The organism is Paenibacillus sp. 01T424 (genome assembly GCF_056398745.1).
The window spans coordinates 17482-41965 of the sequence record NZ_JBFTPZ010000024.1; the positions used below are offsets into that span (position 1 = coordinate 17482).

The 24484-nt window shown below is 47.0% G+C and carries 14 protein-coding genes; 4 read left to right on the top strand and 10 right to left on the bottom strand.

The annotated features are described in order from the left end of the window. Positions 1-167 precede the first annotated feature (167 nt). Complete coding sequence (locus tag AC1DPK_RS18310; RefSeq protein WP_477511239.1) at positions 168-779, top strand: PadR family transcriptional regulator; 612 nt, start codon at positions 168-170, stop codon at positions 777-779. A gap of 71 nt (positions 780-850) precedes the next feature. Here AC1DPK_RS18310 and AC1DPK_RS18315 read toward each other — a convergent pair whose 3' ends face one another. Further along, positions 851-4066: an MMPL family transporter gene (locus tag AC1DPK_RS18315; protein ID WP_477511240.1), complete on the bottom strand. Its 3216-nt coding sequence runs from the start codon at positions 4064-4066 to the stop codon at positions 851-853. A gap of 27 nt (positions 4067-4093) precedes the next feature. Further along, positions 4094-4534 carry a MarR family winged helix-turn-helix transcriptional regulator gene (locus AC1DPK_RS18320; protein WP_076266311.1) on the bottom strand — a complete coding sequence of 147 codons (441 nt, stop codon included), beginning with the start codon at positions 4532-4534 and terminating at the stop codon, positions 4094-4096. Positions 4535-4763: 229 nt separating this feature from the next. On the opposite strand from AC1DPK_RS18320, the gene AC1DPK_RS18325 reads away from it, so the two are divergent. Further along, on the top strand, positions 4764-5327 hold the full coding sequence (locus tag AC1DPK_RS18325) for an FAD-dependent oxidoreductase (RefSeq protein WP_477511241.1): 564 nt from the start codon (positions 4764-4766) through the stop codon (positions 5325-5327). Between the two features lie 156 nt (positions 5328-5483). Then, positions 5484-8120, top strand: coding sequence for an EAL domain-containing protein (locus AC1DPK_RS18330; RefSeq protein WP_477511242.1), 2637 nt, complete (start codon positions 5484-5486; stop codon positions 8118-8120). Positions 8121-8229: 109 nt separating this feature from the next. Here the strand turns inward: AC1DPK_RS18330 and AC1DPK_RS18335 are convergent, their stop codons facing one another. Continuing rightward, positions 8230-9147 (bottom strand): hypothetical protein, encoded by a 918-nt coding sequence (locus tag AC1DPK_RS18335; RefSeq protein WP_477511243.1) that lies wholly within the window; start codon positions 9145-9147, stop codon positions 8230-8232. Between the two features lie 285 nt (positions 9148-9432). Here AC1DPK_RS18335 and AC1DPK_RS18340 point away from each other — a divergent pair, with 285 nt between their 5' ends. After that, a complete protein-coding gene (locus AC1DPK_RS18340) occupies positions 9433-11178 on the top strand; it encodes a methyl-accepting chemotaxis protein (protein WP_477511244.1) in 1746 nt (581 codons plus the stop codon). An 80-nt stretch (positions 11179-11258) separates the two neighbouring features. On the opposite strand, the gene AC1DPK_RS18345 is transcribed toward AC1DPK_RS18340, so the two are convergent. From AC1DPK_RS18345 to AC1DPK_RS18375, 7 genes are all read right to left on the bottom strand, one after another. Beyond that, positions 11259-13280: an ABC transporter ATP-binding protein gene (locus tag AC1DPK_RS18345; RefSeq protein ID WP_477511245.1), complete on the bottom strand. Its 2022-nt coding sequence runs from the start codon at positions 13278-13280 to the stop codon at positions 11259-11261. Between the two features lie 22 nt (positions 13281-13302). After that, the gene (locus AC1DPK_RS18350; protein ID WP_477511246.1) at positions 13303-15048 is read right to left on the bottom strand and encodes an ABC transporter ATP-binding protein; all 1746 of its coding nucleotides are present in this window, start codon (positions 15046-15048) and stop codon (positions 13303-13305) included. A 557-nt stretch (positions 15049-15605) separates the two neighbouring features. After that, the gene (locus tag AC1DPK_RS18355) at positions 15606-16046 is read right to left on the bottom strand and encodes a hypothetical protein (protein WP_477511247.1); all 441 of its coding nucleotides are present in this window, start codon (positions 16044-16046) and stop codon (positions 15606-15608) included. Positions 16047-16050: 4 nt separating this feature from the next. Continuing rightward, positions 16051-18354, bottom strand: coding sequence for a helicase C-terminal domain-containing protein (locus AC1DPK_RS18360; RefSeq protein ID WP_477511248.1), 2304 nt, complete (start codon positions 18352-18354; stop codon positions 16051-16053). Positions 18355-18567: 213 nt separating this feature from the next. Next, a complete protein-coding gene (locus tag AC1DPK_RS18365) occupies positions 18568-18942 on the bottom strand; it encodes a hypothetical protein (protein WP_477511249.1) in 375 nt (124 codons plus the stop codon). A 69-nt stretch (positions 18943-19011) separates the two neighbouring features. Next, entirely contained in the window at positions 19012-20178 is a 1167-nt protein-coding gene (locus AC1DPK_RS18370; protein WP_477511250.1) for a PP2C family protein-serine/threonine phosphatase, read from the bottom strand. Between the two features lie 1058 nt (positions 20179-21236). After that, complete coding sequence (locus AC1DPK_RS18375) at positions 21237-24356, bottom strand: beta-galactosidase (RefSeq protein WP_477511251.1); 3120 nt, start codon at positions 24354-24356, stop codon at positions 21237-21239. Positions 24357-24484 lie beyond the last annotated feature (128 nt).

Genomic DNA, 24484 nt, shown 5'->3' on the forward strand with positions numbered 1-24484 from the left:
ATTTTATAAATTGTAAATAATAATAATTATCATTGTCAATGCTGTAAGTAGAGTAAGCTTATTCCAAATGACAGCTGATGAGCGATCCCTTATGTTTCACTTCACCCTCAAGCATAGAAAAACAGAAGCTTTCCTTATCATAAAGATCGAGGTGACTTAACTTGAAGATGTCTACTAACGATGTTTCCAAAGAGCATCATCAACATAGCAAGGAAGAGCCTAAAGTCAATCCGCGCAGCAGCAAGCGTTATTTTGGCCGCGGCGGCGTGAAGGTTGCACTTATGAAGCTCCTCATCGACCAGCCAATGCACGGTTACCAGATGATGAAGGCTTTAGAGGAGCAGTCTGGCGGACTTTATGTACCCAGTGCCGGCTCCATTTATCCCACGCTTCAGATGCTTGTGGGATCCGGCTTCGTCTCCGTTCAGTTAGAGGATGGCGCCAAAAAAGTCTATAAAATTACCGAGCAAGGTCGTGCAGCATTGCAGCTGCTTCCTGAAAAAACAAGGCATAATAAAGCCGAGGGCGGCAGCCCATCACCAAAAGCCGAATCGTTCCGGAATGAGAAAATTCGGATTAAGCTTGGATTATCGATTGAATCCTTTAATCTGCTTAAGCTGGTAACACGCGCCGAACAAGAAGCATCCGCGAGCAAAGAGCAAGCAGAAGAGCTGCAGCGTCTGTTAACTGAGCAGCAGCAGCAAATCAGCGCCTTTCTCGATGGGTCCGTGCAAAATGCGAATGAAGCTAAGGTTCCATACGAATTGGCCGGACGTTAAGTAACAAGAAAAGGGTTATCGCATAGGTCTTTGTCATGCACCAAAGACCCTGGATAACCCTGCTTTATTAACTAGTGAGTTGAATCATGCGAAACATGATGACCCTTAAGCGTTTGACCGCTATGCAAACGATCCGTTTTCTCAGCATCCTGTTTGCGTCCCATAAAAGGCCACCAGTTAGCAGGACCGAAAGTGCGTACCATAACTGGAATGAATAATGGAAGCATCAACAATGCATAGATGAACAGTCCACAAAGCACAATAGTTGCAATTTGCAGAAGTGACATTACTCCTGAAGGAAGCATCGCTGCGAATGTCCCGCCTAGAATAACAGCTGCAGACATAATTACCGTACCCATGTTTTTCATCGCTTCCAAAATGGCTTCCTGAGGCGACAGATGGCGGTATTCTTTAAAGCGATCCATCAAGAAAATACTATAATCAATTCCTAGTGCGACGAGCATGACGAATCCGAAAAATGGAACCGCCCAGCTAATACCCGACTGCCCAAGCAGCCTTACGAATATGACCTCTGCAATCGCCATCGAGGAATAGAACGTAACGAGAAGCGATGCGATCATATAAAGCGGCATGACGATCGAGCGGAACAAAAGGATAAGGATAATTGAAATGCCGATGAGCATGAGAATAACCGTACGCGAATAATCCGACGCTGAAATATTGCTCAAATCGTTATTCATACTCGTTACACCGCCGACAGCTACCTGTGATCCGTTATAATCGGTGTTTTGAATCGCGCGGTGAACAGCTGCTTCCAATCCGTCGATTTGCGCCATCGTTTCCTGTGCATACGGATTGCCTTTAAATATGACATCGAACTTCGCTGTTTGGCGATCCTCCGACATATACACATTAAGGGCAGCCTGAAATTCCTTGTTCGCAATGGCTTCCTCTGGAATATAAAAGCCCGTCATTTGCTTATTCGGCGATTCCGCTAGACTATTCAAATATCCGCCAGCGGATGTGAGTCCATCGGTTACCTTCGTTAAGCCGTCAACGCTTTGATCCAAACCGCCGGTCAATTCGCCCAGCTGATCGTTCAGCGATGCAAACCCAGCCTGCAGTTCCTTCTGACCATCCGATAGTTCATTAAAGCCCTGCGTGACACCAGGCAGCTTCGATACAATTTGACCTTGGCCTGCGGCTGCCTGCTCAATTCCTTTTTGCAGTTCTCCAAGTCCTGCAGCAAGCTTGCCAAGACCCGAAGCTAGCGCCGTTTGCCCTTCACTTGCTTGCAGGAAACCGGCATTTGCTTGTGTCATTCCCGCTGAAATGCCTGTTAGCTGCTCATTAAGCTGAGACAACTGCCCGCTGATTCCTGCTGCTCCTTGCTGGAGATTTCCAAGAGCAAGCATGGTTTGTTTAAAAGTCTCATCGGCTTGCAGCTCTGGGTGACTTTCCTGAAGTGCAGTCAAACTTTGCTGTACGCCGGATAATCCGCTCGCCAGTTTCTCCTGTTCAGATGCAATCGCGCTATACGCACCAGTAAGCTGACCAAGACCGCCGCCTAGCTGCTCGTAGCTGCTAAGCAATTTACGGCTCGCGCCTGCCAGCTGCTCCGCACTCGCCTGCGCCTGCTTCAAGCCCTCGCTAAGCTCTCCCGCACCTGCAGATCCATCCTGCAGCCCTTGCTGAATCTTCTTCAAACCTGCGCCAAGCTGTACAATGCCAGCCTTCAGCTCATTCGTACCATTAACGAGCTTACCGGCGCCGTCAACAGCTTCATTTAATTTCGGCTTATTCTCGCTTAACGCGCTGCTTGCCTCGGAGAGACCATCACCGATTTTGCCCAAGCCTTCGCCGCTTTGACCAAGCCCGCTCTCAAGGGTGGTAACTTGATCTGCCACGAGAAATTGCTCCATTACATCACCTGTCGGACGAGTTGCACTGCGAACGGCCTTGATGCCTCCAGAATTCGCAAGCTCGCGGCTGATTTGCTCTAGTACAGCAAGCCCCTCAGGTGTGTCCATCGGTTTATCAGCTTTGACCACAACGGTAGTAGGCAGTGAATCACCAGGTCCAAAGCTATCCGCAATAATGTTGAACGCTTTAACAGAGTCATATTTATCGCCAATCTCATCCAGCGAGTTAAAAGAAATTGTGCCTTTATACGCTGTAAGGAAAGGTACAATAATTACTGCCAAAATAACGAGCGCCCACAAAGGGCGTTTTAGTGAAAACTTACCCACTGTACCCCAAAGCTTGCTCGGCTTATGCTCAAGCGAGCCTTTCGCCGGCCAAAACAATTTTGTACCCAGCACCGCCATAAAAAACGGCACGATCGTAAACAATGCGATAAGCAGTACCGCTACCCCGACTGCAACGGCTACTGCCGAGCGGTAAAGCATAAACGTTGAGAATCCGATTGCAGAGAATCCCACCAACACAGCTAAGCCAGAAAATAATACGGTTCTTCCCGCAGTGCGGTAAGTTTGAACAATCGCTTCTGTCTTGTCGCCGCCGCTATGCGTCAACTCTTCCTTGAAGCGGCTAATGAGCAGGATGCAATAGTCTGTGCCGATCCCAAATAATACGGCAACTAGGAAAATTTGCGTGAAGTTGGAAAGCGGAAAATCAAAATATTTGACTAAAAACGCAATAACGGATTGTGATATTAAATAAGTAAATCCAACGGCCACTAGCGGTACGAGCGGCGCAATCGCAGAACGGAATACAACAAACAAAATAATTAAAATAAATCCAAGCGTAATAAACTCGGTTTTCTTAAGCCCTTCCTGCGAGCTTTGTACAACATCCTCAGAAATAAGCCAGTTTCCTGTATAATAATGCTCTACCTTCACATCTGAAATCGTCTCATAGAGACCGTCTCTTAGCTCAGCAAGCTCACGGTCGCCAGCCTCGACATTCACAAGCGCAAGGATGGTGCTTCCATCCTTCGATACCATTTGCTCCTCAAGCTCTTTGGTATCAAAATGAGTCGTCACGGAGAGAACCCCAATAGCCTCGCCTTTGCTCTTCAGCTCATCGATTCCTCTCTTTACTTCCGCTAAATCAGCGTCCTTCAGACCGCCGTCCTTATGGAATACAAGCACGGTAGGCATTCCGCTGCTGGCGCCTGCATTATCGCCTCCGCCAATCGATTTCTCCAAGTCCCTGGCGACCGACGAAGAATATCCATCAGGCACGTTGATTTGCCCTTTCGTACGAACAAGCTCTTCCATATTCGGCGCGCTGAGCATTAAACCTACGGCAGCAGCAAGCCACAATATAAGAACAAACCATCTAAATTTCAAAACGGTTCTCATCTTTGTTCCCCCTCAAATATAATAAAACTATGGATTCATCATTTCTTTAGCAAGCTTCTCGAAGGTTTCGATAAAACAGTTCGCTTCCTGCTCTTCAAAACGATTAATGTATTTGGCCAGCAGCACTTGTATCTTATCCTCCATGAGATCGCAAACCTGCTTGCCTTCCTCGGTTAGCGCTAAATAGATGACCCTGCGATCCTTCTCATCTGGAAATCTTTGAATTAAGTTTTTATCAAATAATCGCGTAATGATCGCGGTTATTGAGCTTTTCCCCACGCAAAAAATGTCCGCTAATTCGGACGATGTGCTCATTTCCTTCGAATGCAAATAACGTAGTGTCGCAAACTGGTCTACCGTTAGATCATCTGGCATTAACTCGCGGATCATCGCATTTAGTCGACGGTTTACAAGAAAATTAGCCGCTTCGTAGCGATCGATGAGTTGTTTCAATGATGCTCGATCCACACTGGTGTCCCCCTTTTTATGTAGTTTCTAAATATCCACGAAATTAATTCTATTATGAAACAGTTCGATAATAGAACTATATCAAACGATTTTATTTAAAACAACGCCTTAATTTAGAATATATTGTGAACAGATGTGTACAAGAGAAGGACAAGCTATTTGCTTTTTTCAAGCTGCCGTTTATATACTAGTGAAGTAATCAAACCAACCATTATTGGAGGTATGTCGTATGTACGATATCGTTATTATTGGTGCTGGTCCGGCTGGAGCAAGTGCAGCCATTTTTACTGCAAAAGCAGGCAAAAAGACGCTCGTGTTTGAGAACAACAAAGGAATGACAAAACGCGCTTGGTTCGAGAACTACTACGGAATTTCAGAAATTGGCGGCCCCGACCTTGTGGATACAGGCAAACGACAGGCTGAGAAATTCGGAGCAGAGTTCAAGGAGGAAACCGTACAAAATATCGTTACCATCACTGACGGCCTGCGGGTGGAAACAGACGGCGGAAGCTATGAAGGAAGGCATGTACTTATTGCAACAGGCGTTTCGACTGAGCTGGCTGAGCATATCGGGATCTCTACAAAACCGGGTACCGAGCCTCGTATCAAAACCGTTATTGCGGTCGACGCGGCTGGTAAAACGAATATTGATAACATTTGGGCGGCAGGAACGGTTGCTGGCGTAAGCGTGCATGCAGTCGTTACTGCAGGGGATGGGGCAAAAGCTGCCATTAACATCATTAGCGAATTAAACGGCGAACGTTATGTGGATCACGATATTTTAAAGGTTTAACAGTATCTTCCTGAAACAAAAGCAGGATATTAGAAAAAATTGTCGAATAACAGGGAAAATAATCAAACTCTTTTTATGTTCCTATCCTTGTCAGGGTGCTTCGGCACCCTTTTATTTGAACGTAAAAGGTTTTGTCACACTTCCAGGAGGCCGACGGTGAGCAACCCATTGTTTCAGCAGCACAACAAACAATTGACGATTGCTTTCGCATTTGCCTTATGTGCGCTTCTTGCGCTAATCGCCGAGTCGAACCATTTTCAATTTTTGTATGGCATTACCTTTTCATTAACGAGTCTATTTACACTTCTTGGCTTGCGATTATTCGGTTACTGGCCAGGACTCTTAATGAGCGCAGTTGTCCTATTCCTAGGCACTTTTTTATTAAAGCAGCCCCTCTTTCATTACATCATCCTTATTGAAGCTGCCTTTATCGGCTTGCTTCTTCGCAAATACAAGAATCAACTGTTTGGGATTGACGCCGTTTTCTGGGTTCTAGTCGGAATGCCCGCTATCTATTGGTTCTACTCCTTTCATTCAACGCTCATAACGCAGGATTTGCTTCTTATTGCAGGAATTATTGCCATGAATGGCCTATTTAACGCACTGTTCGCTGAGATTATCTACCAGTACATGCCACTGCGCAAATGGAGTGGGTTTGCCCGCTCGCAGCAAGGACCAAATTCCTTCAGCAAGGTACTGTTTCATTTCTCCATCGGTATCGTATTCCTTTCGTTTTTACTCAACATTTTCATTAACAGCTTGAGCTCCATTAAAGAAGTAAGTCTATATGCCGAGCGAATCTCCTCGATCGAAATCAATCGCATTTCAGAATCATTGGATAAATGGCAGGCGGTTAGCACCGATCTAGATAAGCAAGATCAGATTGCTTTCCTTCAACTAGCCCTTGGCAAACATTTCGGGAATTCTATCATATCTGTGACGAACGCCGACCATAAAGTTATTGCATCCAGCGCGCCTGAGACTGTAGGTGAAATGCTTGATTTCTCCAAAGAAAGCAGCATTACTCCCATGAACAAAAAAGCGTATTTAGTTATGCCTGACGTAAAAAAATACTCTTGGCATTTCCAGACCTGGTATGATGGAAATTTGATATATAAAGATAAACTTCAGGCATCGGATTGGCTTGTTTACGTTGACTTTCCCATTAAAAATCATCAAAAATATTTGTTTACCAAATATTTCATTCATTTTGTTTATATGATCGGGCTTGCCTTTTTTGCCGTCATTCTAGCGTATCTCATTAATTGGTGGCTCTCTCGCAGTTTAACTCGGTTAGCGAAAGCAACAACGAACCTTCCGCTGAAGCTTCAGGAGATGAACACATTGGAATGGCCACGAAGCAGCATTGTAGAAATTCATTCATTGATTGCAAATTTCAAGCATATGTCAACCAATCTTATTCACATGTTTCAAGAATCGCAGCGAAGCAACGAGAGGCTGGAGGCTCAAACTTATTTATTGCAGCAATCGGAGGAAAGACTGCATCAGCTTGCCTATTACGACATGCTGACTGGTCTGCCGAATAGGCTGCAATTCACACTCCATTTTCAAGACATGATAACTATGAACGCTGCTATGAAAAAACCGATAGCCATCATGTTCGCTGACATCAATCGCTTTAAGCAAATTAATGATACGCTTGGACATGCTGTAGGTGATATTTTACTCGGCAAGGCAGCAGAACGCTTCGGAGCAGCGGTGTTTGATGAATGCAACGTCTTCCGATTGGGTGGAGACGAGTTTGTATTTGTCGGACAGTATGAGAATGAAGATGAACTGGCTGCAAATGCCCAAGCCGTCGTAGATTCCTTCAATGAGCCTTTTATGATCGACGAAACGCTGCTTTATTTAACCGTTAGCGTCGGCGTTAGCGTGTACCCGCAGGATGGCGGCGATATGGATACCATTATCCGAAACGCCGATATTGCTATGTATAGCGCCAAAGAGCAAGGTGACGGCTGCTACCGGTTTTTCAAACCAACGCTGGTATCCGCGATGACAGAGAAGATGCAGATCGAGAACGGGCTTTATAATGCGCTGCAAAACAAACAGTTCTCGCTACATTATCAGCCAAAAATAAATGCTGCAACCGGCGAGCTATGCGGCATTGAAGCGCTCATTCGCTGGCGTCATCCCGAGCTTGGCATGATTCCGCCCGATAAGTTTATTCCACTTGCCGAGCAATCCGGTTTTATATTAGATATTGACAGCTGGGTCTTCCATGAGGCCTGCCGGCAAAATAAAGCTTGGCAGGATGAGGGACTACAGCATATATGCGTCTCAGTGAACATTTCAGCAAGACATTTCTACCAAGGAAACTTATCTGAAATGATCGTCAAAGCGTTAAAGGACACCGGCCTTGATCCGCAATATGTAAGCCTTGAAATTACTGAAGGTGTATTTATGCGGAATATGGATCAAGTGATCGAGACCATTCTTTTCCTTCGGGGGCTTGGCATTCAAATATCAATCGATGACTTTGGCACGGGTTATTCATCCTTGAATCAGCTGCAGCGCCTGCCTATATCAGACGTAAAGCTGGATCGTTCCTTTATTCAAGGCATTACGAATGACGAGAAAAAATCATCGATCGTCAAAGCAATTATTGAGCTTGTACATAGCATGAATATGAAGGTTGTTGCAGAAGGCGTGGAGACAATTGCCGAATCGAATTTCTGTACGGAGCTGCAGTGCGATGAGCTGCAAGGTTATTTATTCAGTAAACCGCTGCCGCCACACGAGCTGGCGCTCCTTCTCGGTAAGAATGAATAAGCTATACAACAGACATGAAGGAGCTGCCTCAAGGTCATAGACCGCGGAGCAGCTCCTTCATCTTTTTAAAGTCTACACGGACTTATTGAATATTTCGCATACAAAACTGTTATGCAGTTGGAGCTGGAGTTGCTGCTGCGGAGGTATCCGTTGTGGATTCACGTTTCGCTGCATCGTCACTCGGACGTTCGCCACGCGGTCCTTTTCCGCCGTGTCCACCCTTGCCATGACCTCCACGCGCCGGGATTTCTTCATTTACATGTTTTGTTGCATGATCGACAGCCTCAGCTAGCTTCGTATCATATTGCTCCTGCGTAATCGTTCCCGCTGCCAGCTCCTCCGCTAGCTTCGCTTTTTGATCCTTTACCTGCACGTCAATGATCACTTGGATCGCAACACCCTTCTCCTCAGCGATTGCCGCCAAGGTCTTGCCTGATTCAAGCTCCGTCTTTAATACATCTGCCGTTATGCCTAGCGCTGCAGCTATGCCATCTACGTTTTTCGCAAAGCCGCCTCCTCTTTCACCACCGCCGCCATGCTTTCCAAAACCTAATCCTTTGGAATCAAGCAGCTTCTCCGCCTGTGCAGCAGCATCCGGCTTTGCTTGCTGTTGTCCAGTTTCTGCTAGCTTGTCTGCTTCTACTTTTGCGTCAGGTTTCGGATTAGCTGCCTCAGCTGCCTCCAGCCATTCAACAAGCTTAGCCTTAAGATCAGCTCGCGTTTTCCCGCTCGCGACTGCAACCTCTGCCAGCGTTGACGTTTGCAGCTTAGTCTGAAGCGCCGCTTCATCGAGCCCTAAGTACGTTAGTAACTTTTCCTGTATTTGTTGAAAACCGCGTCCGAAACCGCCATGTCTGCCTTCATGATCCTTCTTAGCTGCGCCGCTATCTGCTTGTGTACCTTGCTCTTGCTGCGCGTCGCTGCTTGCTGCTGCCGCATTTACATATTGGCTAGCCCATAGGCCTCCGCCCCCTAAGGCAAGCGTTAGCGCAATAGCACCCGCTGTTATAGCTTTTGCTCTCTTCATTGAATATTCCACCTTTCACTTTCAAATTTGTTGTTACAAGACCTAGCATAGACAATAAAACTTAAGCCTCCTTTAATCCCCGCTGAAAGTTGGCTGAAGACATGCTGTAATTGAACACTTTTCTAACATAAAGCCCCGTATTTCTCTAATAAAAGTTTGTTATTGTAATAACAGATGTCATTCATTGAATTGTAAAAAAATGGACTGTATCGTTACTATTCATTTTTCGACAGAATTCGACGATAACTTATCTTATCTTAACTTTTCATTATGGGGTGTGATTGCATGTTCCGAATTAAGGACAGAAGTTTAGTCGTTACCAGCTCCATCGTATTAGCCCTTCTCCTCGTTATTGTCATTAGCGTCACCGAGTATTTATCCTACAGCACGCAGAAAAAATCCTATTTAGATGAAATTGAACGGATTGGACAAACGCTTGGTTATCAAATCGAAGCTGGTCATGATCTGGTTACTTTTGGATACAACGAAGTATCCGCTGGGCGTGATACCAATAATGCTACGTTCAAGATGCTTAAGCTGCAGCTCGACGTCATGATTAAGAACGATATCGTCGCAAATGCATATGTGTATATGCCTGAGGTAATCGAACGCGACGGAAAAAAATTTATAAAGATGATGCAGAGCAATGAGGCTCTCTCCGCCGCAGGCCTTGGACCTGGAGATGAGTATGAAATGAGTGAAGCATTCGCTGGCAAAATTGATGATGCCCTAAATGAGGGATCTGCTTTGACCGAAGTCGTTACAGATGAATATGGTCAGTGGATTTCTTATTTAGCACGCGTAAAAGACCCAAGCGGCAAATTAATCGGCATATTCGGCATCGACGTTGATTTCAAACAAATTGATGATGCCTTAAATCTTATGTTTTGGAAAAGCATAGGGATTGCAGCGCTGCTAGCCTTTATTGCCATACTTATTATTGTTGCACTGGTAAGAATGACGTTGAAGCCGCTCAAACGGCTCGCGGAAGTATCCTCATTAGCAGCGAATGGCGACTTGACGCTTGCCGTTGCGGTCAAAGGAGGCAATGAAATAGCTCAAGTTTCTATCGCCTTTAATGAAATGATCGCAAGCCTTCGTCAGCTCACAGGCAGCATTCGAATAACATCCGATGAGGTGGCTGGCTCGGCTTTCAACATGCAGCAAAGTGCAGAGCAGACCTCCCGTGCGACAGAAGAAGTAACTGAAGCTATTCAAGAAGTTGCCTCCGGCTCTGAAACACAGCTGCAAAGCTTGCAAGAGTGCCAGCGCGCGATGACAGAAATGACGATCGGCATTCAAAGAATTGCAGAGTCGACCTCATCTGTATCTGAGCTGGCAGCGGACACTACGGCAATGGCTACGGAAGGCGAGACCGTTATTGATCAAACATTGCATCAAATGAATACTATCGAGTCCAATGTAGTCGAAACGGTTACGACCTTGCATGAGTTGAAGGAGCAGAGTGACAAAATAGGCGGCATCCTCGCCTTGATCGGCGATGTAGCCAATCAGACTAATCTGCTTGCACTTAATGCGTCTATTGAAGCGGCGCGTGCCGGCGAGCATGGCAAAGGTTTTGCTGTCGTTGCCCATGAAATCCGCAAGCTGGCTGAACGCTCCAAGGAATCCTCCGAGCAGATTGGAACTATACTGCATAGCATCGGAAGTTATGCTTCAACAGCCGTTTCATCAATGGAGYAGTCTGTGGAAGCCGCGCGTTTCGGCTCAAACATCTCGGCACAAGCCGGCGAGTCCTTCCGCTCTATCGTTACTTCCATTCGTGATGTTTCCAGTCAAGTACAGGAAGTATCCGCAGCGTCGGAGCAAATGTCAGCTGGCAGCGAGCAAATTGCAGCTTCGCTAGATGCGCTTGAGGGCATAACGGCTAATTCCGCAGGAAACTCACAGCGTGTCGCTGCGGCGTCAGAAGAACAGCTTGCTTCCATGCAGGAGGTTGCAAGCTCCTCCGAGCAGCTGCGTAATTTAGCTTCTACCTTGAATGAGGCGATCAGCCGCTTCAAGACCTGATGTACTAACAAACGATAATATCTGCCCAAATAAAAAAGGCTAAGCGGGATGACTCTCGCTTAGCCTTTTTTTGCCGTTTTCTATGATGCAGATGCTGCGCCGAATTGCAGCTGATACATCGCGTAGTATTTGCCGCGATGCTCCATAAGTTCATCATGGCTGCCTCGCTCCACAATGACGCCGCGATCAAGCACAAGAATTTGATCTGCACTGCGAATCGTCGACAGGCGGTGCGCGATGACGAACGTCGTGCGGCCTTTCTTCAGTACATCAAGCGCCTCTTGAATGATGGCTTCCGTCTCGGTATCAATGCTGGCTGTCGCCTCATCGAGAATAAGAATAGCGGGATCATAAGCAAGTGCCCTTGCAAAGGAAATCAGCTGCCTTTGACCAGCAGACAGTGTGCTTCCCTTCTCAATAACAGGAGCATCAATGCCGCCTTGGAACTGACTGAACATGTCGTAAGCGCCAACGTCACGCAGCGACTGTACAATTTTCTCGCGGCTAATCTCCGGGTTATCAAGGCTGATGTTCGATGCAATCGTTCCGGTAAATAGGAATGGGTCCTGAAGAACGATACCCATATGCTGCCTTAGCAGCTGCTTCGGCATATCGCGTACATCGGTGCCATCTACGATGATTTTGCCCTCGTTCGAATCGTAGAAACGGAACAACAGATTAAGAATCGAGCTTTTGCCTGAGCCGGTATGGCCTACTAGCGCAACCGTCTGGCCTTGTTGAGCGTGGAAGGAAATATTTTTCAGCACATATTCATCCTTCTTATAAGCAAAAGAAACATCCTCGAACTTAACATCGCCCTTATATCGGTCCATTTTGCCGGAAACGACATCGATTCCTTCCTCGTCCATCAGCTTAAATACTCGCTCTGCAGATACGCGTGCCGTCTCGAGATTGGATAGCTGGTTTACGATACCAACGATCGGCGCAAACATACGGTTCATATAATCGATGAATGCGTAAAGCACGCCGACCGATACCGCTCCGCGGAGTGAATCGCCCCAGAACATAATGAGTACAATGAGGAACAATGTATTCCGTATAACATTGACTAGATTATGCGATGTCACCGAGTTGAGGCTGAGCAGCTTGTTTTGATATTTATAATAATGCTCATTCATTTCCTCAAATTCCTTCGTCGTTTCCTTCTGACGGCGGAACGCCTGAATAATCGTCATCCCTTGTATCGATTCATTGATCATTCCGTTAATTTCACTCAGCTTTGATCTAATGATACGGTTATAACGAGCAGCGAATTTACGATAAACGATAATCCAAACGATGAGGATTGGCACAAGCGGCAGAGCCAGAAGCGCTAAGCGCATATCAAGCAAGAACAAGGCTCCATAAATAGCCACCATATAAATAACACCTGTAAAGAAATTCGCCAGCACTGCGACATACAGCTCGCGTATAGCTTCTGTATCATTAGTCACCCGCGAGACAACCTGCCCAGCTGATAAATTATCATAATAATTGACCGGCAGCCGCTGCGTGTGTGCAAATATATCCGTACGCATCTTGCGCACGATACGATTCGCTGACGTCTGCAGCATTAGCCGCTGTCCGTAGGTGAAGACAGCTACGAGCAGCAAAAATCCGAAATACATAGCTGCTAGCTTCATTAACGCCGGAAACTCCGGCTTATAGAAGGAATACAGCTCTTGTGATGTAAGCTGTGTTACTGGATACGAGACCGTTTCGCCCGTTTCCTTATTTGTCACCGCAAGGTTGTTCCCCTCTACGACACGTTTGCCTTGATCAGATGCCAGCGCATCCTCCAGCCAATAAAATTTGCGTCCAACCTGCAGCACGCGAACCTCCTTGCCCTTCTGTTCCGAAGCGGCAAAGTGATCCTCGCGCTTATACCATTTATCTTTATAAAGAACCGCATACTCTTGTTTTGCTTCGACTTCATGCCATTTCTTCTCGATGCCGAGAATATTCTGGTCAATCATCCGTTTTGCAATTAGCGGTCCTGCAAGCTCTGCGCATACAGCAAGCACGAGCAGAAGAAGCGCAAGCAGGATCGGTTTTTTATAAAGCATGGCGTATTGAAACAATCGTTTTCCTGTGTTGCCCATTGCTCTTCACGCCTCCAATTTATTACGTTTCAATAATAGCCTCAAGCTGCTGACGATCATACTGCTCGCGATACCAGCCGCCCATCTCCAGCAACTGCTCATGCGTGCCTTCTTGCACAATTCGTCCTTCGTCGAGAACGATAATCCAGTCTGCATGCTGTACTGCGGATAACCGGTGCGTCGTAATGAATGTCGTCTTGCCTGCTCTTTCTGTACGGATGCCCTCAATAATCTCGGATTCCGTCTTCCCGTCAACAGCTGACAAAGCATCGTCCATTAGCAATATTTCCGGATCGGCGATAAGGGCACGCGCAATACTTACACGCTGCTTCTGTCCGCCGGACAATGCCACGCCCCGCTCGCCTACCATCGTCTCAAGTCCATCCGGCAAAAACTTAATATCTTTGGCGAACGAAGCCCGCTCGAGTGCTCGCTGCAAATCGACGTCTGTACCTTCTTTTAGGCCATAGAAAATATTTTCGCGAATCGTCTTCGAGAACAAGATAGGCTGCTGCGGCACATATCCGACCCAGCCCAGCATGTCATCGATTTTCAAGCTGCCAAGCGGCTCTCCAGATATATGAATACTGCCGCGTCCAAGTGGATATTCCCGAAGCAGCTGCTTCAGCAATGTAGTCTTGCCGCTGCCTGTTCTGCCTACGATACCAAGCGTCTGCCCCTGCGATAACGCAAAGGAGAGATCAACCAAGTTGTCGACTTGGGAGGACGGGTAACGGAACGTCACATTTTTGAATTCAACGGACGTTGGTTCATCTACTTTCACCTGTGCTGCTGCATCAGCAACATCAGGCTTATAGCCAAGTGTTTCACTTACACGATCGAGCGAAGCATTGCCGCGCTGCATAATGTTAATGAGCTCACCGATTGCAAACATCGGCCAGATCAGCATACCAAGAAACACGTTGAAGGATACGAGCTCCCCGAGCGTAATTTCATTATGGAATACAAGATATCCGCCATAACAAAGCCCGATCAAATAACTTGTTCCAACGAGTATTTTCATCGTCGGCTCGAATAACGCGTCGATGCGCGCAACAGCAATATTTTTGTTAAGCACTTCATTTGTTTTGGCGCTGAAACGTGCTTCGCTTGCTTCTTCCTGCACGAAGGCTCTGATAACCCGAACACCCGATACTGATTCCAGCACCTGATCGTTCAAATCGCCAAATGCGTCTTGCGCGTCCATGAAACGTTCGTGAATTTTTTTACCATAATGCTTCATCGCAAGCGCCATAAGCGGCAGCGGCAGCAATGCCGCAAGCGTAAGCTTCACGCTTATCAAGCCTGCCATAACAATTAGAATCGTAATCATAAATAAGGTCGAATCGATTAACGTCAAAATACCGAAGCCGGCTGTCTGTGCAACCGCTCCTAAATCATTGGTCGAGCGCGCCATAAGATCGCCCGTCCGATTGCGTTCATAAAAGGTGGGGGTCATTCGTAAAAAATGTCCCATTAATCGTGAGCGCAGCAACTTCTCCAGCACAAATGCTCCGCCAAACAGCTTGTAATGCCATATGTACGTAATGACATAGCCTACTACCGTTAGTGCGATCCAGCCGTAAAGCACGCGATTAAAATCGGCTTGACCGAGTAAATCCTGATGTATGCCATCAATCGTATAGCCAATAAGCCAAGGCGGGATGACATCAATAATTCCTGTTAGAACTAGAAGTGTTATAGCAACCGTATAACGCTTCCAATGCAATTTAAAAAACCAGCTTAATTTTTTGAGTACACTAAACATGCTTCTCTACCACACCTTCCGCTATCCATCCAAGCTTCGTTTACCTTCGATTTACTCCCGAGAACACAAAAAAAGCGTGTCGTCGTAACGACACGCTTCTTCCCCTCAAAAAAACGCGACTTAGAACATAGTCAAGTCTCGCGAGGTCATAGAAAAGGCGCATAATTACGATGACGTAATCATGCGCCTCTGATGATGGGGTTTACCCTTTAATCAAAGTGAAACAACGCGCGGATGGATTACGTTATTCATGTTCAAATGATGGTTATTCTTCGCTGCAAATTGATTGTAATCGTAAGTGTTCATGTAACGTAACCCTCCTCTCGCTAAAATATATTAGTCACTTTACCATCCATAGAAATTACTGTCAATACCGATTGGTAAAAAAACAAATTATGCCGAGCAAGATGGCAAATGGAATATATCAGCGATTGACGGTACAAGAACGGAGAAGGTAAAATGTAAAATGGCTCGCAGCAGCCACTTATTTTTGAAAGAAGGTGATTTTACAGCATGCGTATTAGAACTTATGCAATCTGCTTATATATCATCACAATTTACTGGATTTCGTTACATATTCCGAGTATGCACACCTTGTTTTTCCCTACCTTGGGTGCCTTCAGCCTGCTCTTCATCTCGCGTCCATTCGAGAAAGCCGAACTACGCAAAATCGCCGTTGGCGCCGTGCTTTCCTCGCTGATCGGATCTTTATTTGCCCACTGGAACGCGAGCGCTCTTTCGCTGCTTCTCACGCTTATCATCGTTATTTTTTGCATCCGAACCTTCAAATGGAACGCGCCTCCGATTTTGGCCGTCGCACTCATTCCTTTTTTTACACATCCCACGTTATTCTGGGTCGTTCCCTTGTCCGTATGCGGATCGCTGCTCGGGTTATTAATCACCTTATCGGCTGCAGCATATGTCGAGAAAAGGTTTGGTTCCGTGCAATTGCCGTCATTTCTCAGCCGCAAACCAAAAACAGAGTCCGATTCTGTCAATTGATTATCCCTTCCACTCCTCAGGCAAAAGCCGTTGATACTGGGACTGCAAATACCGATCGTCGATGAGCACGAGTGTGCCGCGATCGGTTTCCGAGCGGATGAGCCTTCCTCCAGCTTGCAGCACCTTGTTCATTCCCGGAAATACGTAAGCATAATCGTACCCATTCTTGCCCTGCTCGTTAAAATAATCCTTCAGCATATTGCGTTCTACACCAAGCTGCGGCAAACCTACCCCAACAACGATAACGCCGACCAATCTGTCTCCGACGAGGTCAACGCCTTCCGAGAACACGCCGCCCATCACCGCAAAACCGATCAAGGACTTCCCGCTCCCAGCCTGAAATGCACCTAAAAAACGATCCCGCTCTTCCTCTGCCATATCGGGCGTTTGCAGCAGTACCTCTGCATCCGAGGCCGCTCCTGTTGGAACAGACCATTCCTTCAGCTCCATATACGTCTCATAAACAGCATTCATGTAAGCGTAGGATGGGAAAAATACAAAATAGTTACCCGGCCGCTCACTCATCAGCTCCATAATCAGCTTCGCTATCGGCAGCTTAGATTGATCGCGGTCATGGTACCTTGTAGAAAGCGGATTAATGACTACATCAAGCTGTTCCTTCGCAAAAGGAGACGGCACTGCGAGCGTATAATCATTTTCTCCCGCTCCCAGCATGTCCATATAATACGAGACGGGAGAGAGCGTTGCAGAGAAATAGATATGCGAGCGATAACCCTTACCGACCTGCTGCAGCAATTGAGAGGGATCAAGGCAAAACAGCTTAAGCCGAACATCGCTCTTCGAAAGCTCGATATAGACGACATAACGATCATCAAATAACTTAGCTGTCCGCACAAAATTTTGCGCTGCAAAATAAGTATCCAGCAGCGTGCTGTCTCCGCTAACACCTATAGCTATCGCCTGTTCCGCAGCCGACGCGAACGCATCCACTAATGCGACCAGCTCCTCCGGCAGCTGCCGCTGAATCAAATGCGGCGCCCCATCGCTGCTTTTGCGCAGCGCGATGAAATAATCATTGATTGCCTTGGCGGTGCGATACCCCTCGTTATGCACACCCTTCAACTCTCGCTGCAGCGCAAGAAACGGAGCTTTCGTCAGCTCCGCAGAGAACATCTCCCGCGCTCGATCCACAAGATTATGTGCTTCATCCACCAGCAGCGCTGTCCGTTTCTTCATCTCCGCATATTGACGCTTAAATGAAATGCGCGGGTCAAAAATATAATTATAATCACAGACAACCGCATCCGATGCATACGCCAAATCCAGCGAAAATTCAAATGGGCAAACCTTATGCTTATGGGCATAGGCTTCGATAACAGGCCTCGTCATAATCGTTTCCTGCTCCAATATATCAAGCACGGCCCCATTAATCCGATCATAGTAGCCTTCCGCGTAAGGGCAATGCTCTTTCTCGCAGCGGACTTCCTCCTGGAAGCATATTTTATCCTTAGCCGTAATCGTCACAGCGTGTAGATGCAGCCCTTTCTCGCGCATAAAAATCAGGGCGTCCTCGGCAGCCGCTCTTGTTGTCGTCCTTGCTGTCAAATAGTAAAAACGCTGCAGCATGCCTGCTCCTATCGCTTTGATCGTTGGATAGGTCGTCGATATGGTTTTCCCTATACCCGTCGGCGCCTTCGCAAACAAACGAACGCCTTCCTCAATTGATTTGTAGACCGCTCCGGCAAGCTTGCGCTGCCCTGCTCGGTACGTCTCAAACGGGAAAGCAAGCCCCTTAATGCTCTCATTCCTTAACTGCTCATGCTTGCGGAGCTGCTGCACATAGGGAGCATATCGCGCAGTAATCTCATAAACGTATTGCTCCAGCTCTACGAAGCTGACTTCCCGCATGAACCGCCGCTCTTCCTCTGTTTTCGTCTGCACATAGGTAAGCTGTACACGCATTGCGGACTGTTCATGCTCCTTAGCATACATGTAGGCATAAAATAGCGCCTGCGCCCAGTGGACAGGATAACCGTCCTCTGCTATACGATCCAAGTCACCGCCAGTCGATTTGATTTCATCTACGGTCAATATCGGGTCTGTCCCAAGCAGTCCATCACAGCGTCCGTCCACGACAAACAGCAGATCATCCAACTGGATATCCGCTTTGACATAGACCTCCTTCTGATCCTGCTCACCATAGGTTAGCTGTACTCTCTGATGCGCTTTCGTGCCCTCATGCATCGTATCGATGGCATTTAGCCTTACGTCGATGCTGCCGCTCAGAAATACGTATTCGACTAAGTTTCTCACCGATATCGTGACCGTATCGTTTATCAGCATATTTTCCTTCTACCGCTCCCATAAAGAACATTTGTTCCTCTATTGTAACATAAGCATCATCATCATCGCACAACAGTTATGTTTGTTATTCGCTTGGCGAAGGTACTTATCGCATGTATTAAATCGACAAATAGACGTCAATATTGTATGGAATACAACATAGACGTCTATTATGGAAGCCTTATTCTCCAGCTAATCTATGCGGATCAGTAGTTAGAGCTCTTCCGTCTCATCCTCAGGGTGATTGCCGACACCATTCAATAGGTCAATGCCGTGGAATTCCTCACCGGGAGACGCAGGATCGATCGGACTGTCCTTCGCCATAACATCCGCATCGGGCACCGAAGCCAGCTCCTCAGAAATTTCCTCTGGCGTATCGACCTCGTCGTCCAGCCTCGTACGATTATCCAGCGAAGCAGGAATATGAGATTCAAGCACGTGTGCATCGGGATGCTGCTTCTCCAGCAGCTCCGATGCATGAGGCACAGCTGCGCCACTCGCATCCTCCGTAAACAAACCAAAATCAGGATCGATATCCTTTTCCGTTGCTAGGCTTTTAGCATGCCGCACATCATGTTCATTATCCATTATAAAGACCTCCTTCTTCATATCACCTACCTTATACTACCCACTATCTGGGCGTTTCTAACCATAAACCTACACACAAGCTAATATGGCTATCGTTGCGTTATCCTGGTAAGGCCTTTGTTCTGCAAGCACATGCTGCAAAATAAACGCTGCGGCAAGCGGAGGATATAAGCACGACGCCTCATCCAGCAGCTTATCTGATAAATCGTCATAGAGCCCATCGCTGCACAATATAACTAAATCGCCCGTCAAAAGGTGCAGCGGCTCTTGATTGGCATCGATTTCTGTTATGCGAGGGATACCTAAATAACTTGTTAACAAATGGCGCTCCGGGTGTGACTCGGCTTCCTCCTGTGTTAGATTGCCCGCCAAAACATACTCCCGTAACCGATTCGCATAAATATGATCCCTCGTTAGCGGCATGAGCACTCCGCCTCGAAACAAATAAATACGGCTGTCGCCGGCAGATATCCAGTACAGCTCTCCTTGATGGATGACGGTCGCAATAAGCGTCGTTCCGACACTCCATTCGAGTTCATGACTTAGCGCCATCTCATATACAGCTTGATTGGCAAGATGCAGCGACTGCTCCAATGCCCGCGGGATAGACTCCTCTGTTGATTTTGATATATATTCATTCAGCATCGTTTGCACGGCAAGCTGCCCCGCCTCCTTCCCCATAGCATAGCCGCCCATGCCATCCGCAAGCACAGCAAGCACGCCGTGACGCTCAATAGCTTCTTCATCTTCGAGTGACGAGAAGCCATAAGCATCCTGCTGCTCCTCACGCTCACCAATATGCTGCGCATGACCGGTAATGACCTTCATCGTGATGACAGCATTACGGCTATTCGTTATTAACTCAGCGGCAGCGTTTGCGGCTCCAACGATCTGCTCGATTGAAGGTGTTTTTAGAGGGACGGGTGGCGGCTCCCATGCAGGCGTTACGGCAACCTCTGGCCTTGACTCCGTCTTCGCTCTAGCGGCTTCAACCACTTCATGGCTGCGATTGCTTATGTGACTGTTGCCAGCTGGCAGATCGAATACAATAATCAGGATTAGCAGGGCCCCAAACCCGATCATGCCAATTGCGATCGCTATCTCAATAATCTCTCCTTGCTCACTAGTCCACAGCTGTTCCAGCTGCTTATCCGGAATCGCCGCTACTCCGATATAGACGATTACAAGCAGCAATAAAACAATAGCCAAACCTTTAATGATCCCTCTTCTGTTCATTAGATCCCCGCCTCGCCTCAGCTTGTCACCCACCATCTACCATTTTATTTGCGATAGCAGCGATTTATGCCGAAACCATAAGTAGAAAACGTGCATAATAAGCAACTTCTTAGACAGAAAGGAACCGATGCACAAAAAGAAGGTGCTATTCAAAAAGATAAAAAGCCATGCGGCACGCTCTCATCTGCCCCTGCTCTTCTCAACTAATATTGATCTGCAATATAGGCTTATTTTCATCAAACAAGCTCATTTTTCAAAAATAGAGCTAGAAAGTAGACTTAAAAACTTCATCAACACCACAAATCAGCATGATTTGGAGACGTTTCAGCCAAAATAGAACTAAAATATAGTCTTATTTTCATCAAACAAGCCCATTAATCAAAAATAGAGCTAGAAAGTAGACTTAAACTTCATCAACCCCGAGAATCAGCATGATTTGGAGACGTTTCAGCGAAAATAGAGCTAAAATATAGTCCTATTTTCATCAAACGACCCCACTGTTCAAAAATAGAGCTAGAAAGTAGCCTTAAATTCCTCGTCACCCGCAGATTAGCATGATTTAGAGCCGTTTCAGGGAAAATAGAGCTAAAATATAGCCTTATTTTCTTCAAACGATCCCATTGATGAAAAATAGAACTAGAAATTAGTCTTATACTTCCCCATCACCCGCATATCAGTATGATATGAAACCGTTTCAACGAAAATAGAGCTAAAATATAGTCTTATTTTCAACAAATAAGCCCATTAATCAATAATAGAGCTAGAAATTAGTCTTAAACTTCCACATCACCAGCAAATCAGCTTGATAAAGTGACGTTTTTGCCAAAATAGAACTAAAATATAGACCTATTTTCAACAAACAAGCTCATTGATCAAAAATAGAGCTAGAAACTAGGCTTATGTTTGTTTAACCTCGTTCAGTTAAAATTAGTGAAGCTGTTTTTTTGAAAACAACCACCTAAAAAGAAACAGAGGCTGTTCCAAAAGTAGATTTATCTACCTTTGAAGCAGCCTCTCGATAAACATTGCAGTTGTCTAAGCTAACCCCATTACAAAGCTCATACGATAATATCGCGATAGGACGCCAGCACATTGCCTTCCAAATCCGTCGCAAATAGAACCGAGCGTTCACTCTCCAGCACGAAGCTGTAGCTCTTGTTGGTTTTTGCGTCACGCACAGTAACAGGACAATCCGTACCCGCTTCCGAGATAAAAGTATACAGGCTTCCTTGCTTAAATTGCAGCTTGCTGCCAAAGAGCCCCGGGTGGTCTCCGCCTGCTTCCCATACGATTCCTGGCTTCAAGTCCTCAGCCTCATGCAGCGCAGCCTCATAAAGCGCAATAAGGGTATCCGTACGCTCGTTAAGCTCCAGCGGCAGCGGACACCACATGACTTTGCCTAATCCGTGAGCTACGGTACGAACGGTTGAAATGCCATCCGAATAGCTTCCGCTGCTGTCCAAAGCAATTTCTTTGTTCAGCTCGCCAATCTTCTTGCCTCCGAAAGAAGCTTTGAAGGTATGCTCGCCAATTTGCAGCGTTTCCTCCCGTGATATATTGCTCAAACGATACGGTCCTACAATCGATTCCGCCCGTGAGGTTGGCTTCCAATATTCATCCAGCCCAATAGGTCCGGTGAAGAGCAGCGTGCCTCCATGCGCTTCAACATGCGCAAGCAGCTCCGTCAGCGCAGCATCGCTGAAATTGTGAGCGCTCGGAACGATAATGAGCTTCGGTTTGTCGCGCTGCAAGGTTTCCAAGTGAAACTCTCCAATGCCGCGATGCGGAAGCTTCATCTCGTAGCCCAGCACACGAGTTAAATTCCCTGTCGCTTCGCATGCAAAACGGCGGCTGGAAAAATCATTGGAGTAAGGAAACACTACCGCAATCTCCTCTAGCTGGCGTTCCTCAAACAAGCTCGAAATCTGCCCAATAAATTTGCCAAAATCATAGGATACATCCGCTTCCGGCTTCTGTGTCCCGTCAGCCCGCAGTGCACCGATATTCGACTCGCAAACGTTGTCCATGAAATAGTTTGTATTCCACAGCCACTGCACCGCACCTGCGCCGCCTGCGGCAAAAGCATATGCATATTTGCGCTCCAAGATGTTCCTCAGCTCTTCCTCTGAACGCTTCGCCCGGTTATCCGGCATTTCCACATACATAATGCCCGTTTCTTGAATCAAGGTCGGCTTGCTAGGATCTTTGCCATATACGCTGTCCCATAGCAGCCTGTCATTCAGCCACCAAGTGTGTACGGTTGTGTAATCTACGCTTTCCGCATAAATTAGCGGGGAAGGACGCGGCCCCATGCCAAGCGCCTCGTCTTGGCCAACGGTCACGAGCTGACGCGGGGAAATGGCATGAATCGTTGCCGTAAGCTCCCCTACCCAGCGGTTATGCATATCCATCGTAAACCGTGTATAGTCCAGCCAGCGCGTGTTTTTCTTCAGCTTCTTCACGTCTTGAATATCAAACGCGATGTCCGTTTGCTCCGGCAAGGTGATCGCTTCAAAGTCCGGCAGCTCCGTGCTCGTCATATTCCACCGCGCCTGCAGCTTGCCAATCGATGCGTGCCGCTGCTTTAGCCAATTCACATAGGCTGCTTTTTCAAAAGGATCATGCATGGAGCGAGGCCCTGAGAAAATGCGCATATGATCAAATAATGAAGGCTCATTGATCAAATCCCACTGTACATTGGACGTGTGTTTATGCCTGGATACGATCGCTGCAATAAACCGTTTTTGTGCTTGTACGCTTCTTGGATCGAGATACGGATTTTTGCCTTCCCAAGCTTCGGGAGCAAAGGCGAAGAAGCTGAAGGTCATTTCAATCTCATGTTTAGCCGCTGTCAAAATAAAAGCATCTACAGCTCTGAGCAGCTCTTCCGATGCATGTCCATCCTCGAACATAAGATGCCGCCACGCCGTCCATAAACCGGTACGAATCAGGTTGATGCCGGCTTCCTTCATCGTCGCCATATCTTGATCCCAGATCGCGGCATTTGGCATAGACACGAATTTCCGGCCAACATCCGAGGTCATATACGTCATTCCTACAATCGGGAAGGGAGCGCCATTTTTCTCAAAATAATCCCGACCAACTGCAAGCGGCGTACCTCTCTCCAGCAAATCGCGGTCATACCCCCAGAAGCCCTGCCGCAGTACTCTTTTTTCTCCGCTTTCAGCTTCGGCTTCACATACAATCTCATACAAGCCCGGCTCAATAGCGAGCGGTACACTAAAACTCATATACTCGATTTCGCTTCCAACGCTCACGCTCAACTGATGCTCCCATACCGCCTTAGCCTCTCCTTGCTTATAAATAGAAATAGCCATCGACCAGTTCTCTTGCTTGCTGCTTTGCTCATAGCCGTATGCCGCTTTAATCTGCTGTGCTTGAAGCGTCAGATGCGGTCTCTCTGCTTCATAATAAACAGCGTAGCTCGGTTTAATCCAAAGCTCAGTTACACCCCTCGCACAAAATGCCGCCCATTCTGCAAGAGCATCCGCACCTGCGCCCGACCAGAAACGGTCAGTCAGCTGTTGATTCACAAACAACCAGCGTCCGCCTGCAAAGTCGCCCTTGTTATGCTCGATCAGAACGACAGGAGCCGATACTTCCCGGCCGCCTGCCGACATTCCCTTCAGAAGCGGACGAATGTGTGCATTCATCGGTCCCTGCGAGCCCGTAGCCTGATTCAGCTGATCCCGCTCATGCGTCACATGCAAAATAAGGCCAAACGTAGGTTCAATCGTGAACAAATGCTCCTTGCCCTGCAGCAAAGGCAGCTCCTGATTGTGGCACAATTCAGTCGAGCGCGTATGATCGACAGCAAGCGCTTCATGAATAAATAGTTCCTGATGGTACGCTGTCATCTCCTGCTGGACGTCCCACTGCTCGCCATCCCGGCTCACCGGCTGTTTAAAAGGGGCTCCGCCTGCATGAATCAATCCCCCGCCCCGCTTTACAAAAGCGAGTATTTCCGGCCATGATGCTTTCGGAAAATACGATCCGTGCAAATGAACGAGGCAGTCTACCCCGTCCTCTTTAAGAGCTGCTGACAATCCTTCCGCATCGGTTACTTTAAACAGACTATTCAGCTTTTGAAGTGCCTCTGTATTTGGCGCACAGCCGTCTAACGGAAAAGTAGGGTCATAAAATAGTACTGCTTTCATGGTTCTCGCTCCTATCATTTCTCTATTGTTTATGGATCTTTACTTTCCATGATCCGCTATTTATTGCATAATGGAAGACTAAGCGTCATGATTGAACATGGATTACAATTACGTACTGGAGGCGAACA

What these genes read in the sequence shown, in the direction of transcription:
- AC1DPK_RS18310 (WP_477511239.1), top strand. Translation starts at nt 168, where the DNA reads ATGTCTACTAACGATGTTTCCAAAGAGCATCATCAACATAGCAAGGAA.
- AC1DPK_RS18315 (WP_477511240.1), bottom strand. Translation starts at nt 4,066, where the DNA reads ATGAGAACCGTTTTGAAATTTAGATGGTTTGTTCTTATATTGTGGCTT.
- AC1DPK_RS18325 (WP_477511241.1), top strand. Translation starts at nt 4,764, where the DNA reads ATGTACGATATCGTTATTATTGGTGCTGGTCCGGCTGGAGCAAGTGCA.
- AC1DPK_RS18335 (WP_477511243.1), bottom strand. Translation starts at nt 9,147, where the DNA reads ATGAAGAGAGCAAAAGCTATAACAGCGGGTGCTATTGCGCTAACGCTT.
- AC1DPK_RS18345 (WP_477511245.1), bottom strand. Translation starts at nt 13,280, where the DNA reads ATGGGCAACACAGGAAAACGATTGTTTCAATACGCCATGCTTTATAAA.
- AC1DPK_RS18350 (WP_477511246.1), bottom strand. Translation starts at nt 15,048, where the DNA reads ATGTTTAGTGTACTCAAAAAATTAAGCTGGTTTTTTAAATTGCATTGG.
- AC1DPK_RS18360 (WP_477511248.1), bottom strand. Translation starts at nt 18,354, where the DNA reads ATGCTGATAAACGATACGGTCACGATATCGGTGAGAAACTTAGTCGAA.
- AC1DPK_RS18365 (WP_477511249.1), bottom strand. Translation starts at nt 18,942, where the DNA reads ATGGATAATGAACATGATGTGCGGCATGCTAAAAGCCTAGCAACGGAA.
- AC1DPK_RS18370 (WP_477511250.1), bottom strand. Translation starts at nt 20,178, where the DNA reads ATGAACAGAAGAGGGATCATTAAAGGTTTGGCTATTGTTTTATTGCTG.
- AC1DPK_RS18375 (WP_477511251.1), bottom strand. Translation starts at nt 24,356, where the DNA reads ATGAAAGCAGTACTATTTTATGACCCTACTTTTCCGTTAGACGGCTGT.